Consider the following 14,505-nt stretch of genomic DNA (forward strand, 5'->3'; position numbering starts at 1 on the left):
TTTCGAAAAGTGGTGTGCAGGATGAGGTTGATTGCCTTTAGTGAATGACTTGAATGGCCCACTTCTTCCTTCGGGGGGTTGGTTTGTTTGCAATACGTGTTCTATAGTGGTAAACGTTTTCCCGTTTTCTAAGGTGTGAGTAGTGGTAGTGAACGATCTAACTAAATTGAGTGTTGCAGAGATGCATCGTGCATTAGTGCGTAGAGAGATTTCTTCTCTAGAACTGATTGAGGCTCATCTATCGCGGATAAGGGAGCGAAATCCTTATACCAATGCGTTAATACTCGTAACAGAGGAAGAAGCCAGACTAAGGGCAAAACTTGCGGATGAGCGTCTAAGAAAAGGGGAGAGTGTAAATGTACTTACGGGTATACCATGTGTTATTAAAGACATGTATTGCACTAAGGGTGTCAGAACCACTGCTGCATCGCGTGCCTTGAAAAATTTTGTGCCGACATATGAGTCTACGGTAACAAGTAAGTTGATTGATGCTGGCGCAGTGATGCTTGGCAAAGCTAATATGGACGAATTTGCTATGGGTTCTTCCAATACCTCTAGTTACTTTGGGCCAGTTAAGAATCCGCTTAAGGGAAAGAAGGGAGTTGATCTTGTTCCTGGGGGTTCGTCTGGTGGTTCCGCTGCAGCGGTTGCAGATTATTATTCCCCATTCTCGCTTGGTAGTGATACAGGTGGTTCCGTACGGCAACCCGCTTCTTTCTGCGGTCTTATTGGTCTGAGACCGACTTACGGTCGCTGTTCGCGTTGGGGAATGATTCCACTAGCAAATTCCTTAGACCAAGCTGGCATATTCAGTAGAAACGTTGAAGACAATGCAGCAGTTTTTGAAGTGATTTCAGGCTACGATCGCAAAGATTCTACGTGTGCTAAACTGGAGCCATTCAAGTATAACAAAAACCCGGATATGCGCCACATAAGGGTTGGTATACCCAAGGAGTGTAAGGTCAGCGGTCTAAACCCACAAATAGTGAAATTATGGGAAGGTACTGCTGATATATTGAGGCAACTTGGGGCAGAAGTAATTGATGTGTCGCTCCCATGTGTAGAGTATTCTTTGATGGTGTATTACATCATATGTTCTGCCGAAGCGTCCTCTCAGTTGGCGCGCTATGATGGTATACGCTATTCTCCTGATCCTTCAATTAGTGCATCTACTATTTCGGAATTGTATGAGAAATACCGTTCGGTTTCTTTTGGTAGAGAAGTGAAACGTAGGTTGTTTATGGGTACGCACGTGCTCTCTTCTTCTGGCTACTCGGATTACTACGCAGCAGCTAAAGAACTGCAAGAAGAGATTGTCAGGGAATATTCTGCGGTGTTTGAAAAAGTTGATGTGATACTCAATCCTACTGCGCCGAATGATGCATTTCCTATCGATGGAAAATTGGAACCATTGGAGATGTATATGAATGATATTTTCACTGTTCCAACAAGTGTCGCTAAGCTACCGTGTATTTCGATTCCTGTGGGCCTATCTGAAGATGAGATGCCACTGGGTATGCATCTTACGGCAAATTATTTTGCTGAAGAGTTGCTCTTGAATGTTGCTCTAGCTTTACAAAATGCTCTTTCAAAGGAAGTTGCACAATAAGGGAATTTGGTATTCGGGTGTGCTGTCTTTTATTTTTTGCAGTCGAAAGTTATAATACCAGTCAGTCTGGATACTGTGTTTATGGCAAAAGCAAAGAAAAAAGGTGTCACTCTCTTTAAGGTGGTCAGTACTGAAGGTACCGGGTTTTTTTATCTTGTGTGCCGTAATCTCAAGAATAAGCAGGAAAAGTACTCGTTTAGAAAATATGATCCCGTTGTGCGCAAGCACGTGCTTTTCAAGGAAGCCAAACTGAGTAAGTAATTCTTTTGGTTATACATGTTCGGTAGAAAGACACGACTCCTGCCGCTGCTTGTCTTGATACCGATCTTCATGCTGTTCCTTTCGTTTGCTTCTGTTCCACTTTATAGTCTTTTCTGCAAAGCGACTGGCTATGCCGGTACCGTTAAGAGGTCAGAGCGCCGTTTTGACTTACCAATTGGTTCTCGCGATATAGTTGTGAGATTCAACACGGACGTAAGCAAGAATTTGCCGGTACGTTTTTTTGTCCAAGATCATCCAGTAGTGGTTAAACCAGGACAGAATGCACTGATATTCTATGCAGTTGAAAATATTACAGATGAGCCAATTGAAGCGATCGCAATTTATAATGTCACACCCTATAAGGCTGCTAAGTATTTCAATAAGGTTGCGTGCTTTTGTTTTGAAAAGCAGATACTCCCACCAAGGAAAAGACTGGTAATGCCCGTATCATTTTTTATTGATCCGGAGATCGAGAAAGATCGCCAAATGGATGAAATAAAGACATTCACCTTATCATATACTTTTTTTAGGTATGCGGAATATAACGCAGGATGGCTAAAATAAATTTTATGTCACCTAACGCATCTTAAGTAAAAATGTTTTCGGTTTTTCTAGAATTGAACACAACATATTGAGCTGTGGTGAGAAAAAGACGAAATGTCGTATCGCAAGTACAAGAATCGTCTTGTTCCCCTTGTTTGCTGGGAAAGCGCTATCCTGATACAATATAGCAGTCCTTCACGTTTATACTTTTTAGGCCCTCAGTTTATCATGGGTATTATTAACAATAGGTTCATCAATGCATTTTTGGATGCACTTCCGTCTCCTAAAAAAAAGGCGCTCGAACCAGTGTTAGAACATAACTCTCGGTCATGCAATGGTGATTTTGTATTGACGGGATCCACGTTGGGGACCACGCAGACGAGCTCTTTTGAGGTAAATATGGTTCATGTGAGGTCTCCTACACAAGAATTGTTTCAACGGGCAGCTCGTGATTGTACTTCTGAGGCTGAGGTTATGGATCATGGTCGGCGGGAAGTCCAAAGTGGTATGACGAATGACTTTTTAGGTACGGGTTGCGAGAATGGTATGTACTACGACAGACAATGCGTTAATGGTGTCGCAGATGCATATTCCCCAGATGAAGTGTTACTAGTGGAGCAACACAGTAAGTGCATTGATGGTATTGGTCCAACGGAGTGGGATAGGGTAACGAAAAAGTTGCGTAAATTTTACGGTGAAAAGATTTACGGAAGCTGGTTAAAGTTCATATCCTTTAAGGAGATGAAGTGTGGTCAGGTTTTTCTTTCTGTTCCGACAGGGTTCATAAAAGAGTGGATCACCGTGAATTATTTGAGTAACATTCTTGGGTTTTTACGGAATGAGGATCCTGCAGTCATCTCAATAGAAATATGTGTGAATAAAGAGCATGATAAGTGTCTCGAATCAGACCGTGAAGAGTTAGTTGCACCGTTTGTAAAATCTAAAATCAGTAGTGAAGAGAGTCGGTTTGATAGAAAAAGTTTTTCTGAAAATTTAAGTAGCAGCATAGATCGAAGTAGGACATTTGATAGCTTTGTTGTTGGTAAGTCGAATGAGCTTGCGTTTACAGCATCCAAGCGTGTCGCAGAAGCTGTTGAGTTACCAATTCCAGGTAGCAACCCTCTGTTTTTATACGGTGGTGTGGGGCTTGGAAAAACACATCTAATGCATGCGATTGTCTGGCATATAAAAGAGAATTACGAAAACCGTAGAGTTATTTACCTATCAGCGGAAAAATTCATGCACAAGTACATTACTGCATTGAAGAACAAGGACATGATGTCATTCAAGCAGATTTTTAGATCGGTAGATGTCTTGATGGTTGACGATGTGCAATTTATCAGTGGCAAGGAAAGCACCCAGGAGGAGTTTTTTCACACGTTTAATGCTCTTATAGAGCAAAATAAGCAGCTTGTTATTTCAGCTGATAGGTCTCCTAGTGATTTGCAAGGGGTTGAGGAGCGTATACAGTCGCGTTTGTCTTGGGGACTCGTTGCAGATATTAATCAGACGACATTTGAATTGCGTGTTGGTATTTTGGAGTCCAAATTGGAACAAATGAAGTCTGAGGTTGTTGTTCCAAAGAAAGTTGTGGAGTTCATGGCAAGAAATATAGTGTCGAATGTACGTGAGTTGGAAGGTGCACTTAATAAAGTTATAGCTCACTCAGAAATTACTGGGAGTATCGTCACAGTTGACTCTGCTAAAGATTTGTTGGCCGACATATTGCGGACGAATAGTGTTGCGGTCACTTTGGAAAACATTCTTGCTAAGGTGTCGGAATATTTTAGTATTAAGATTTCAGATCTTAAGTCACAAAGAAGAGTTAAGGATGTTGCGTATGCAAGACAAATGTGTATGTTCCTTGCTAAGACACTTACTCAGAGGAGTCTCATCGATATAGGGAAGTTCCTTGGGGGCAGAGATCACGCTACGGTGATACATTCCGTGAGAAAAATCGAGGTTTTGATTAAGAATGACGCAAGAGTCGCTGAGGATGTCAGGATACTCACAAAAAGGTTGACGTAGTTGCCGAGATTGTCAGTTTTATTGATAGAATAGTTTAAAGGTTTATTGTCTAGGTTTGGTCTTGCGGTGAGTTCTCATTTGGCTATTGTCGGTGCGACCGAAATTATTGGGAGAGAATTGGTCAAGTTACTTGCTTATAGAGAGATGAAAAAGGAAGCCATTTCTTTTCTTGTCTCTAGGGAGCATGCAGGGGTGCATATCGGTTTTGGTGAAAGCAGTGACGTCGCTGTGCAAGATGTAGGTACATATGACTTCTCCAAGGCTCGTTTGGCTTTTTTTGTCGGTGGGCGTGGGGTTGCTCATAATATTGCCGAACTTGCTGCAACGTCTGGATGTATTGTCTTGGATAGTAGCTCTTGTTTTAGGATGAGGGATGATGTACCGCTTGTCATTCCCGAAGTAAATCCACATGTCTTAAACTCTCTTCCTGATGCGAGAATTATTGCTAGTCCTAGCTCACTCACGACGCAGATGTTATTACCTTTGAAGCCTTTGCATGACTTAGCGAAAATTTCCAGGATATGGGTTAGCACCTATCAGTCGGTTTCGGATGCTGGAGAGGCAGGAATGGATGAGCTATATGAGAGTACAAAACGTAGATTTGCTTTTGCTCAGGAGAAGCCATGTGTATTCCCGAGAAATATAGAATTTAATTGTGTTCCGCAGGTGGGAGAGTTGGACGAGCAAAACTTCTGTGACGAAGAAATAAGTCTTATGAGAGAAACCAGGAAGGTTTTGGAAGACCGTTCGGTAGAGGTGTTTCCCACATGTGTACGGGTTCCAGTTTTTGTTGGTCATGCGCAGAGTATAACCGTGGAGTTTAAGGAAAACATTTCCGAAGGTGATGTTTATGAAATGCTTTCAGATACTGAAGGGGTAGCTTTCTTAAGGAAAAGCTATAAGTGTCAGCCGGAAGTTGTGGGGTATGATGATGTTTTTGTTTCACGGTTGAGGTTCCATTCTCCACGTATGTTGTCTATGTGGGTGGTTGCAGATAACTTGAGGAAAGGTGGTGCGCTGAATCTTCTCCATATTTATGATCTTCTATCCAGTGTACACGGTTGGAAATAGCATTCTATATTTGGTTTCTGGCTTGGTGTTATGGGAAAGGTTGCTTGGGTTGGTGTTCTGTTATGTGTGCTCCCTTCTACCAGAAAGGAGATTATATTTCCATCTCATTCATACATAGGTTGTCTGTTTGTAAAGTTTAAGTGCGAACCATTCATTGTCGATTTCTTTCTATCGTCAAACACGACGCGCGAGTGATTACTTCAAATGAACTAGCTTGCCGGGCTTTAAGTTAATTCTATGAAGGGTTTACTCACTACTGCAAAACTGAAACATTGCTATGGCAGCCGCGTTGGAAACATTAATGCTGTCGAAGTTTTTATCAGTGTACATTGGTATAGAGAGTGTTTGATCACATCTGTTTTTGAGGAGATGTGAGACGCCTTTTCCTTCTGAGCCAAGTATAAAGGCGACTTTATCCGGGAATATTATTTCTGTTAACTTAGAACTCGCTCCTCCATCCAGAGCATAGCAAAAATAGCCATTCTCTTGAAGAATCTTTATTGCATTTGTAAGGTTTGCTATTGTGCAGACTGGTATACTCTCCAATGCGCCGCTGGCTGCTTTCGCGATAACAGAAGTTTCACTTGGCGAATGTCGTTCTTTCACCACAATTGCGTCTACCCCAAAGGCTTTGGACGACCTTAGTATGTTACCAACGTTGAATGGGTCAGTGATTCCATCCAGTATCATAATCAGTGATCTTTTTCGGATGCTTTTTAGTACATTCCTTAGCTCGGGTTGTGAGAGTTTTCCAGTTATTACTGCTATTCCTTGGTGAAGTGCGTCCCTTCCGCAAATCTTCGTAATTTCCGTATTGTCACAAAAGGAAATATTAGGCAATCTAGATCGTTCGAGCAATGGTAAGTAAACAGCCTTTTTTTCTCTAGCGATGAAGATGGATAAGATATTTCTCTCAGGATTTTTTATTGCTGCCACGGCAGCATGTTTCCCAAATATTACTACTTTCTCCTGTTGCACTTGCTTGATAGAGTGTTAGAATATCACGACGACTGATCTTAGCAAAAAAACTTTGCGCGTTACAGTGTTGTATTAGGAGGGATGGCTGAGTGGTCAAAAGCAGCAGACTGTAAATCTGCCGACGTGAGTCTACGTAGGTTCAAATCCTTCTCCCTCCAGGTTTTGTGCGGGTGTAATTCAATGGTAGAATATCAGCCTTCCAAGCTGGTTGTGTGGGTTCGATTCCCATCATCCGCTCTCTGTTTCCTTTTTATTGTAGTGATTTGGGCGCTTTTGCGGTGATTGGGCCTTTTAATTGTTCGAGTTTTGGGTAGAATGTATCTAGTATGAAGAAAATTAGGATAAAGCTTAAGTCATTCGACAGCGGGGTTCTGCACCGTTCGACAAAGGAGATTGTCATGGCAGCTAAGCGTAACGGTGCTCTAGTTTCGGGGCCAATACCTTTGCCGACTAGGGTGAGCCGTTATACGGTGAATAAGTCTCCCCATGTTGATAAAAAATCCCGTGAGCAATTCCAGCTTGCGGTGCACAAATGCCTTCTGGAGCTGTCGAGTTTTAACGCCCATCTTTTGAGCACCTTTACGAATTTTCAGTTGCCAGCTGGAGTTGATATAAGTGTTGAGGTGAGAGATGAGTAGGGTTGGTTTGTTGCTGAAGAAAATTGGCTGTACCTCGGTTTACGACGATCGATTGTCTTTGATTCCGGTTACGCTTCTTCAATTAGAGGAGAACGTTGTCCTTTCTACTGAAGAGAAGGATGGTTTTGTTGTCGCAAAGGTCTCGTTTGGGACGAAGAAGCTCAAAAAGCCACAGCTGGTGTACTTGAAGAAGCTTGGTCTAGAAAAAGGTGGTAGGGTTGTCGAATTTCGTGTTTCGCCTCGTTTTGTGCCAGAGCCGCTCAAATCGCTTACGGTAGAGCATTTTCGTCCTGGCCAGTATGTTGATGCCGTTGGGACAAGTATAGGAAAAGGTTTCGCTGGTGTCATGAAAAGGCATAATTTTGCTGGTTTACGTGCTTCTCACGGTGTTTCTATATCGCATAGATCAGGTGGGTCTACAGGGCAGTGTCAAGATCCTGGAAAGGTTTTTAAAGGAAAAAAAATGGCGGGGCATATGGGTAATGCGAGAGTTACCATACAGAATCTGCTAGTTCAGTTGGTAGATGTGGAGAACCGCCTCATAGGTGTGCGCGGGAGCGTTCCTGGTTGCAAGAATTCCTACGTTTTATTAAGAGATGCGTTGAAAAAAGGTGAGTTTGCGTGATGAGTAGTCTAGAGGTGGGAGTTTTGGATTTTAGTGCCAGCAGTCTGGCGGGGAGTATCGCGGTTGATCGTGCACTTATAGAGGTGCCGTTTCGCCCTGATCTGCTGAGTCTTGTAATAAATTGGCAGCTTGCAAAAAGACGTGCTGGCACTCACAAGACGAAGGGTATCTCTGAGGTTAGTGGTACCACTAGAAAACCGTATAGACAGAAGGGTACCGGTAGGGCAAGACAAGGTAGTTTACGTGCTCCTCAGTTTCGTAAGGGTGGAATTGTATTTGGACCAGTAGTTAGACAGCATGGTTTCTCTGTCAATAAAAAGGTTAGATCTCTTGCCCTTCGTTCAGCTTTATCAATGAGATTTGCTGAGGGTCGCTTGTTTGTGCTCGAGAGTTGTAAGTTGGGTGAGTATAAGGCTGCTGCGTTACTGAGATGGCTTACTTCAAATACCGAGTTATCTGCAGGTAAGAAATTTCTTATTGTAACAGAGGAAAAAAACGAAAGTCTGCTCAGGGCGGCTTCAAATTTGCATTGGGTTAAGGTCTTATGGGGATCGTCTGCTAATGTATACGATATAGTCTTGCATGACTTCGTGCTGCTCGAAAAGGCATCTGTTGATGTATTAGTTGAGAGGTTGCTGAAATGAGGCTCGATGTAATAGGCCCTTTAGTGGTCACTGAGAAGTCATGTTTGCTGAAGGATTCGTTGGGAAAGGTTTCGGTTTTCGCGCCTGTCTCTGCGACCAAGCAGCAAGTTAAGTCCCTTTTCTTGAAAAAGTTTAAGGACATAAAGATTCTTGCAGTTAATTCTGTCCTTACTCATGGGAAGAGTAAGCGTTTTAAGGGTAAATCAGGTAAACGCTCTGATAGGAAGAAGTTTATCCTTACTATAGATGGTGGTTCCCAGCTTGATTTAGGTAGGTTGTAGGGGTTATGCCGGTTAAGAATTTAAAGCCTTTTAATGCCTCCTCCAGGGGTGCAGTCTTGATTGATTATTCTGGAGTCTGGCGTGGGTCGCCCGAGAAAAAATTGCTTGTTCCTAAGAGATCAGGTTCTGGAAGGAATAATGCTGGTCGGATTACCGTTAGGCATAGGGGTGGTAGAGGTAAAGTAAGGTATAGGTTGATCAGTTTTAGTCGTTTTTCATCTGGTGCTCCGCTTTTCACAAAGGCGGTTGTTGAAAGGATTGAGTATGATCCCAATAGAACGGCATTTATTGCTTTAGTTCGTGATTCCAAGACTGGTCTGCGTTCGTACATTATTGCTCCAGAGGGTCTGAAAAAAGGTGATGTACTTTCAACAGATGTTTTTGATGATATTGCTCCGGGATCGTGTATGCCGTTAGAAAAGGTACCTCTGGGTACGGCTGTACACAATATTGAGTTGAAACCCGGTGCTGGAGGACAGCTTGTTCGTTCTGCAGGTAGTAGTGCGCGTGTGATTGCCAGGGACGGGAATTACACACTTGTTAGTTTGCCTTCCGGGGAGAAGCGGTTGATTCTGTCAACCTGTCGTGCTACGATTGGCACGGTTTCCAACGCGGATAGAGAGAATACTAAGCTGGGTAAGGCTGGAAGGTCTAGATGGCTTGGTAGAAGACCCTCCGTGAGAGGTGTTGCGATGAACCCGGTAGATCATCCTATGGGTGGAGGAGAAGGAAAAACTTCAGGTGGACGTCACCCTGTTTCTCCTTGGGGCTTCTCTAGCAAGGGTAAGAAAACTAGGAATCCCAATAAGTTGAGCTCGAAGTTTATTAAGTCGAAGAAGAGGTAGTGTTTTATATGCCTAGGTCTGTCTGGAAGGGTCCATTCTGCGATAACTATGTTATAAAGTTAGCGAGAAGAGCTAGAGGCAATCCTAATGCTCTGATCAAGATAAGGTCGAGAAGGTCTGTTATACTTCCTGCTTTTGTTGGCTATACTTTTGGAGTCTACAATGGCAAGGTGTTTATTCCTGTTAAAGTGAATGAGAACATGGTTGGTCACAAGTTTGGTGAATTCTCTCCGACTAGGACATTTAACGGACATAGTGGAGATAGAAAGGTGAACAAAAAATGAGGGCTGAGTACAAAAATATGAAATCGAGCGTCCAGAAGATAAATCTGGTTGCTGATATAATTCGCGGTAAGAGTGTCGGTGCTGCAAGATCACAGCTGTTGTTTTTGAAAAAGGCTTTGGCTAGGCCACTTTCTAAGGTTTTGATGTCGTCTGTTGCAAATGCTCAAAATAACTTTGGCGTCGATCCAGATAATTTGTATGTGAAGGAAGTTTTTGTGGGTAAGGGAATGTCTCTGAAAAGGTTTGCTGCTCGCGCACGTGGTAGATCTGCTTCTATTAGAAAGCACTACTCGAATGTATCTATATTATTAGGGGTTTTGGATGGGTCAAAAGGTTAATCCTGTTGGTTTTAGGTTGTGGACGCACGGTTCGCATGCTTCTATTTGGTATAGTAAGCCTTGCGATTATGCTAGGACTGTTACCGAAGATTATTTTATTACCAAGTATGTGGAAAGTAGCTTTGCTCATGTTGGTATATCCAAAGTGATTATAAAACGGAAGGGTACAGCCTGTGACATTACACTTTATTGTGTAAAACCTGGTCTGATAATTGGAAGAAAGGGTGCCGATCTTGAATCTTTCAAGCTTAAGTTGAATAAAAAGTTTGGTTTTATTCCAAATCTAAATATAGTTGAGGTGAAGAAGCCCAACAGCAGTGCGGTATTGGTGGCAAAGAGTATTGCTTTTCAACTTGAGAAACGTTCTTCTTTTAGAAGGGTGATAAAAAAGGCCATAGCTACTGTGATGAGAGAGAGCGATGTGAGGGGTGTGAAGGTTGCTTGTTCTGGCAGGCTGTCCGGAGCTGAGATTGCTCGTACAGAAGTTTTTAAGGAGGGTTCCGTTCCTCTGCACACTATGAGGGCTGATATTGACTATTGGGTCGCTGAAGCTCACACGACGTACGGTGTGATAGGTGTAAAGGTTTGGATCTACAGAGGTAACATATTTAGGGTATAGTGGTTTTGGCTTGTTATGCTTGCACCGAAGAAATTAAAGCACAAGAAGTTTAGAAAAGTTAGGTTTTCAGAGGCGAGTGCTAGGGGTTCTGAGTTAGCTTTCGGGGAGTTTGGTCTCAAGGCAATTGGGAGTGCTAGACTCAATGGGAGGCAAATAGAATCTGCACGTAGAGTGATAACCAGGATTGTTTCAAAAACAGGAAAGCTTTGGATAAATGTTTTTCCAGGAATTCCTCTGACGCGTAAACCCACTGATGTTCGGATGGGTGGTGGTAAGGGTTCTGTCGACTCTTACATTTTCGCTATTTCTCCAGGTAGGGTGCTTTTTGAGTTGGGTGGTGTAGACAGGGAAAGGGCTAAGCTTGCTCTGTGCAAGGCATCTGCTAAGCTTCCTTTTGCTGCGAAATTTGTTGAGAGAGTGTCGTCTGAGCTATGAGAATGTCTGATATTAGAGCTAGGTCTAGTAAAGAACTGATGGAGTTGCTTTCCTCTATGAGAGCTGAGTTGTTTACTATTCATCTCAAAGTTTCCTCTTCTGAGCCTGGAGTCAGGTCCACTTCTAAAAGGTTTATCCGTAGGGATATTGCACGAATATTGACATGTTTGCGAGAAAGTAAAGGGAGTTAAGATGTCCGCGTTGATATTAGAGGGTGTTGCCGTTAGAGATTCTTTGTCTAAGACGGTTAAGGTTAGGGTCACTCGCAAGGTGTCTCATCCAAAATATAAGAAGGTTTTGCATCTTTCAAAATCTTATTTGGCGCATGATGAAGCGAATGTTGTACGGGCCGGACAGGTGGTTAGGATTCAAGCTGTTAGGCCTATATCTGCTCGAAAGGCGTGGTTAGTGGTTTAGGTGATTGTCTTGGCTTTATGATAAAAAAAGAAACTGTGTTAGATGTAGCTGACAATTCAGGTGCTAAAAAGGTTTTGTGTATCGGTATCTCAGGTTCGAAGAAGACGGCTTCAATTGGTGATGTAATAACTGTCTCAGTGAAGAAGTGCGTTCCTGTGGGTAAGGTTTCTGCTGGTTCTGTGCATAAGGCGGTTGTTGTACGGGTCAAGAAGAGATCTACTTCCAGTGTGGTGGTTTTTGGTGATAATGCTGTTGTGCTTCTCAATAAGCAGAATGAAATGATAGGGACAAGGGTTTTTGGGCCTACGGATAGTTTATTACGCCGTAATAAAGGTTTCGCAAAGATTTCTTCTCTGTCGCAGGAGGTTTTTCAATGAGAAAGATTGTGTCCGGTGATCAAGTAAGGGTTATTTCGGGCAGTGAAGCTGGTAAGGTAGGCATCGTGCGGAAAGTTCTTTATTCCTCTGTTGGAGGAAAAAAAGAAGTACGCGTCATTATATCTGACGTGAATGTTCGTAGGTTTATCAAGAAAACTCAAGCGGGGAAGAAGTTTGATACTAGGCCTTACCCGATTGCAGTTTCCAACATTGCTCTGCTTACGGGGGATGGTTTTATCTCAAAGGTTGGCTTTAAATTAAAGGACGGTGCGAAAAGGCGGATCTTCAAAAGGACTGCTGAGTTTGTCTAGTTTGGGTATTTTAAGATGCTTGGAAGTGAATATCATAAAAGTGCGTTGGCAAAAGTGATGAAAGAGGTCGGGGTAGATTCCGCCGTAAAAGCTCCGAGATTTGAGAAGGTGTGTCTCAGTGTTGGATTGGGTAGTGCCAGTAGTGACAGTAAGCTCTTGGCTTCTGCTGTGGAAGATTTATCTCTCATCGCTGGGCAGAGAGCTGTGGTAACGGTTGCGAAGAAGTCTATATCTTCTTTCAAATTGCGTAAGGGCTTTCCAGTTGGTTGCCGGGTTACTCTGCGCAAGCAAAAGATGTTCGATTTTATAAACAGGCTATTGTATGTGGCTTTACCTGATCAAAAGGATTTTAAAGGGTTTACAGCCAAAAATTTTGACGGACACGGTAATATGGCTTTTGGTTTAACGGAACACATCGTTTTTCCTGAAATAGATTTTGACAAAACTTACCGAGTCATTGGGATGAATGTGGTTGTTGTTACCACGGCTCCTACTGATCGGTTAGCACGAATTTTGTTATCTTGCTACGGGTTTCCGTTTAGGGATTAGTATTTGGAATTTTTTGTATGGCAAAAAAAGCTTTGGTAGTAAAAGACGAAAGGAAAAAAGCACTTGCGTGCCGTTCTAGAGAAAGGAGGTCCATCGTTCGCAGTATGAGGAACGATAAAAGTATTTCGCTCAAAGAGAGAATTGCGATTCAGGCGAAGCTTAATTCTCTTCCTAGAAATAGTTCTCCTGTGAGGAGTAAGAATAGGTGCTCGATAACTGGAAGACCCCGGGGTTATTATCGCAAGTTTGGTATCTCTAGGATACAGTTGCGTGTCTTGGCTAACTGGGGGAAGTTGCCTGGTGTTGTAAAATCTAGTTGGTAGTTTTGTTGGAGGGTGTTACGTGCCGAATAGCTTGATTGCAGATGCTGTTACGAGAATTAGGAATGGACAAATGGCTAAGCTTCGGGAAGTCATCATATATCATTCTCGTATTCTGGTTGAAATAGCTGCCCTTCTCAAGGAAGAAGGTTATATTGCTGGTTATGAGGTGGTTGAGATTAGGCCTTCTGTAAAGAGGATAATAATTAAGTTAAAGTATTACTGTGGGAAGCCGGTTATAAGTAAGTTGAAGCTCTTTTCGAGGCCGGGAAAGAGGATTTATTCACGCGCACGTGAGATTCCGAGGTTTTATGGAGAGCTGGGTATTTCGGTTCTTTCTACTTCTAAGGGCATTTTGCCCTCCTATAAGGCTGTAAGCAGCAATTGCGGTGGTGAATTGTTATTTGGGGTGTATTAGATGTCCAGGGTAGGGGAGAGCAGTATTGATATTGCAGGTCTGACCTGTTCCTTTGATCAGGCTACTGGTATAGTGAGATTTTCGTCTGGGGGAGTGAGCGTGAATCATGCCCTGCCTAGCGGTATCTCTTGCGAGGTTAGTGCGGAACGCATTCAGCTAAGTGCGGAGAGTGATTCGATGTCGATGTTGCTCGGCCTGCACAGGAGTCTGCTTAATAATATTGCTTGCGGTTTGAAAAAAAAGTTCCAGCGTAGGCTTGTGCTTAATGGTGTTGGCTATAAAGCTGAAGTGAGGGGTAGGTACCTTATTCTTTATTTAGGATATACGCATAATATTAAGTATTTTATTTTTGAAGCGGTTTCTATTACAGCTGTTAAGCCAACTGAGCTGCTTATTGAAAGTTCGGATAAGCATGTGTTAGGTTTAGTTGTTTCGGACCTGTGTTCTCTTAGGAAGTACGATCCTTACAAAGGAAAAGGTATTTTCCCGAGTGATGTTGTAATGCCTAGAAAAGAGGCAAAGAAAAAATAGTGGTTGTTTTGTATTGTGAATGTCTTTAAAGTTAAACAAGCGTGACAGACGGGCCTTCAGGGCTCACTATCGGAAAAGAGGAAAACTGCCTTTACGTCTCGTGGTTTCGCGTAAGAATCGCAATTTTCACGCGCAAATTATAGATGATACAAGTGCGAATACGGTGTATCATGTTTCTACTTTGAGTAGAGATTTTGTGAGAAATGGTGGTGTCCTTAATTCATCTGTTGTGGGTGATCTAGCTGAGTATTTTGTATCTAGAATACCAGAATCTTTGAAGGGATCTAAGGTTGTGTTTGATAGTGGTGCGTCTGCCTACCACGGATTAGTAGCGCTTTTTGCAGAAAAGGTAAGAGCGTGTTTAGAGTTTTGAGGTCTTTTGT

General features: G+C 42.7%; 24 protein-coding genes and 2 tRNA genes. 25 read left to right on the forward strand and 1 reads right to left on the reverse strand.

Annotated features, from left to right (window positions below; genetic code table 11):
- Window positions 1-148: 148 nt before the first annotated feature.
- The 5 genes from gatA (at window position 149) to AS219_RS01000 (ending at window position 5,512) form a co-directional block, all read left to right on the forward strand.
- Window positions 149-1,609 (forward strand): Asp-tRNA(Asn)/Glu-tRNA(Gln) amidotransferase subunit GatA, encoded by a 1,461-nt coding sequence (gene gatA, locus AS219_RS00980; RefSeq protein ID WP_067980431.1) that lies wholly within the window; start codon window positions 149-151, stop codon window positions 1,607-1,609.
- Between the two features lie 81 nt (window positions 1,610-1,690).
- Window positions 1,691-1,870, forward strand: a complete 180-nt coding sequence (rpmG, locus tag AS219_RS00985) for a 50S ribosomal protein L33 (RefSeq protein WP_067980434.1) — start codon at window positions 1,691-1,693, stop codon at window positions 1,868-1,870.
- A gap of 15 nt (window positions 1,871-1,885) precedes the next feature.
- A complete protein-coding gene (locus AS219_RS00990; protein WP_067978870.1) occupies window positions 1,886-2,434 on the forward strand; it encodes a cytochrome c oxidase assembly protein in 549 nt (182 codons plus the stop codon).
- A 525-nt stretch (window positions 2,435-2,959) separates the two neighbouring features.
- Window positions 2,960-4,441, forward strand: a complete 1,482-nt coding sequence (gene dnaA, locus AS219_RS00995; protein WP_369814146.1) for a chromosomal replication initiator protein DnaA — start codon at window positions 2,960-2,962, stop codon at window positions 4,439-4,441.
- A gap of 66 nt (window positions 4,442-4,507) precedes the next feature.
- Entirely contained in the window at window positions 4,508-5,512 is a 1,005-nt protein-coding gene (locus AS219_RS01000) for an aspartate-semialdehyde dehydrogenase (RefSeq protein ID WP_067978872.1), read from the forward strand.
- A 246-nt stretch (window positions 5,513-5,758) separates the two neighbouring features.
- Here the strand turns inward: AS219_RS01000 and rlmB are convergent, their stop codons facing one another.
- Window positions 5,759-6,490, reverse strand: coding sequence for a 23S rRNA (guanosine(2251)-2'-O)-methyltransferase RlmB (gene rlmB, locus AS219_RS01005; protein WP_067978873.1), 732 nt, complete (start codon window positions 6,488-6,490; stop codon window positions 5,759-5,761).
- A 75-nt stretch (window positions 6,491-6,565) separates the two neighbouring features.
- Between rlmB and AS219_RS01010 the strand changes: the two genes are divergently transcribed.
- The 20 genes from AS219_RS01010 to AS219_RS01105 all read left to right on the forward strand — a co-directional run bounded on the left by AS219_RS01010 (window position 6,566) and on the right by AS219_RS01105 (window position 14,495).
- Window positions 6,566-6,648: transfer RNA gene (locus tag AS219_RS01010), tRNA-Tyr, on the forward strand.
- 8 nt (window positions 6,649-6,656) lie between these two features.
- Window positions 6,657-6,727: transfer RNA gene (locus AS219_RS01015), tRNA-Gly, on the forward strand.
- A gap of 89 nt (window positions 6,728-6,816) precedes the next feature.
- The gene (gene rpsJ, locus AS219_RS01020) at window positions 6,817-7,128 is read left to right on the forward strand and encodes a 30S ribosomal protein S10 (RefSeq protein WP_067978876.1); all 312 of its coding nucleotides are present in this window, start codon (window positions 6,817-6,819) and stop codon (window positions 7,126-7,128) included.
- Complete coding sequence (gene rplC, locus AS219_RS01025) at window positions 7,121-7,753, forward strand: 50S ribosomal protein L3 (RefSeq protein ID WP_067978879.1); 633 nt, start codon at window positions 7,121-7,123, stop codon at window positions 7,751-7,753. The genes rpsJ and rplC overlap by 8 nt, the downstream gene beginning before the upstream one ends.
- The gene (gene rplD / locus AS219_RS01030) at window positions 7,753-8,397 is read left to right on the forward strand and encodes a 50S ribosomal protein L4 (RefSeq protein ID WP_067978884.1); all 645 of its coding nucleotides are present in this window, start codon (window positions 7,753-7,755) and stop codon (window positions 8,395-8,397) included. Before rplC ends, rplD begins: the two co-directional genes overlap by 1 nt.
- Window positions 8,394-8,678, forward strand: a complete 285-nt coding sequence (locus tag AS219_RS01035) for a 50S ribosomal protein L23 (RefSeq protein WP_067978888.1) — start codon at window positions 8,394-8,396, stop codon at window positions 8,676-8,678. The genes rplD and AS219_RS01035 overlap by 4 nt, the downstream gene beginning before the upstream one ends.
- Before the next feature lie 5 nt (window positions 8,679-8,683).
- Window positions 8,684-9,523: a 50S ribosomal protein L2 gene (gene rplB / locus AS219_RS01040; protein WP_067978896.1), complete on the forward strand. Its 840-nt coding sequence runs from the start codon at window positions 8,684-8,686 to the stop codon at window positions 9,521-9,523.
- Between the two features lie 8 nt (window positions 9,524-9,531).
- Complete coding sequence (gene rpsS, locus AS219_RS01045) at window positions 9,532-9,807, forward strand: 30S ribosomal protein S19 (protein ID WP_067978900.1); 276 nt, start codon at window positions 9,532-9,534, stop codon at window positions 9,805-9,807.
- A complete protein-coding gene (gene rplV / locus AS219_RS01050) occupies window positions 9,804-10,145 on the forward strand; it encodes a 50S ribosomal protein L22 (RefSeq protein ID WP_067978902.1) in 342 nt (113 codons plus the stop codon). The genes rpsS and rplV overlap by 4 nt, the downstream gene beginning before the upstream one ends.
- Entirely contained in the window at window positions 10,129-10,764 is a 636-nt protein-coding gene (rpsC, locus tag AS219_RS01055; RefSeq protein ID WP_067978905.1) for a 30S ribosomal protein S3, read from the forward strand. The genes rplV and rpsC overlap by 17 nt, the downstream gene beginning before the upstream one ends.
- 15 nt (window positions 10,765-10,779) lie before the next feature.
- On the forward strand, window positions 10,780-11,199 hold the full coding sequence (gene rplP, locus AS219_RS01060) for a 50S ribosomal protein L16 (protein WP_067978908.1): 420 nt from the start codon (window positions 10,780-10,782) through the stop codon (window positions 11,197-11,199).
- A 2-nt stretch (window positions 11,200-11,201) separates the two neighbouring features.
- Window positions 11,202-11,390, forward strand: coding sequence for a 50S ribosomal protein L29 (rpmC, locus tag AS219_RS01065; RefSeq protein WP_231861810.1), 189 nt, complete (start codon window positions 11,202-11,204; stop codon window positions 11,388-11,390).
- Window position 11,391: 1 nt separating this feature from the next.
- Window positions 11,392-11,616 (forward strand): 30S ribosomal protein S17, encoded by a 225-nt coding sequence (rpsQ, locus tag AS219_RS01070; RefSeq protein ID WP_067978913.1) that lies wholly within the window; start codon window positions 11,392-11,394, stop codon window positions 11,614-11,616.
- A gap of 17 nt (window positions 11,617-11,633) precedes the next feature.
- The gene (rplN, locus tag AS219_RS01075; protein ID WP_067978915.1) at window positions 11,634-11,993 is read left to right on the forward strand and encodes a 50S ribosomal protein L14; all 360 of its coding nucleotides are present in this window, start codon (window positions 11,634-11,636) and stop codon (window positions 11,991-11,993) included.
- Window positions 11,990-12,304: a 50S ribosomal protein L24 gene (rplX, locus tag AS219_RS01080; RefSeq protein ID WP_067978918.1), complete on the forward strand. Its 315-nt coding sequence runs from the start codon at window positions 11,990-11,992 to the stop codon at window positions 12,302-12,304. Before rplN ends, rplX begins: the two co-directional genes overlap by 4 nt.
- A 15-nt stretch (window positions 12,305-12,319) precedes the next feature.
- Complete coding sequence (rplE, locus tag AS219_RS01085) at window positions 12,320-12,853, forward strand: 50S ribosomal protein L5 (RefSeq protein WP_067978920.1); 534 nt, start codon at window positions 12,320-12,322, stop codon at window positions 12,851-12,853.
- Between the two features lie 17 nt (window positions 12,854-12,870).
- On the forward strand, window positions 12,871-13,176 hold the full coding sequence (rpsN, locus tag AS219_RS01090; RefSeq protein ID WP_067978922.1) for a 30S ribosomal protein S14: 306 nt from the start codon (window positions 12,871-12,873) through the stop codon (window positions 13,174-13,176).
- A gap of 19 nt (window positions 13,177-13,195) precedes the next feature.
- Window positions 13,196-13,591 (forward strand): 30S ribosomal protein S8, encoded by a 396-nt coding sequence (gene rpsH / locus AS219_RS01095; RefSeq protein WP_067978924.1) that lies wholly within the window; start codon window positions 13,196-13,198, stop codon window positions 13,589-13,591.
- On the forward strand, window positions 13,592-14,122 hold the full coding sequence (gene rplF, locus AS219_RS01100; protein WP_067978927.1) for a 50S ribosomal protein L6: 531 nt from the start codon (window positions 13,592-13,594) through the stop codon (window positions 14,120-14,122).
- A 19-nt stretch (window positions 14,123-14,141) separates the two neighbouring features.
- Window positions 14,142-14,495 carry a 50S ribosomal protein L18 gene (locus AS219_RS01105; protein ID WP_067978928.1) on the forward strand — a complete coding sequence of 118 codons (354 nt, stop codon included), beginning with the start codon at window positions 14,142-14,144 and terminating at the stop codon, window positions 14,493-14,495.
- Window positions 14,496-14,505: the final 10 nt, after the last annotated feature.

Origin of the sequence: Neorickettsia sp. 179522 (assembly GCF_001593535.1) — a bacterium.
GTDB classification, from domain to species: domain Bacteria; phylum Pseudomonadota; class Alphaproteobacteria; order Rickettsiales; family Anaplasmataceae; genus Neorickettsia; species Neorickettsia findlayensis.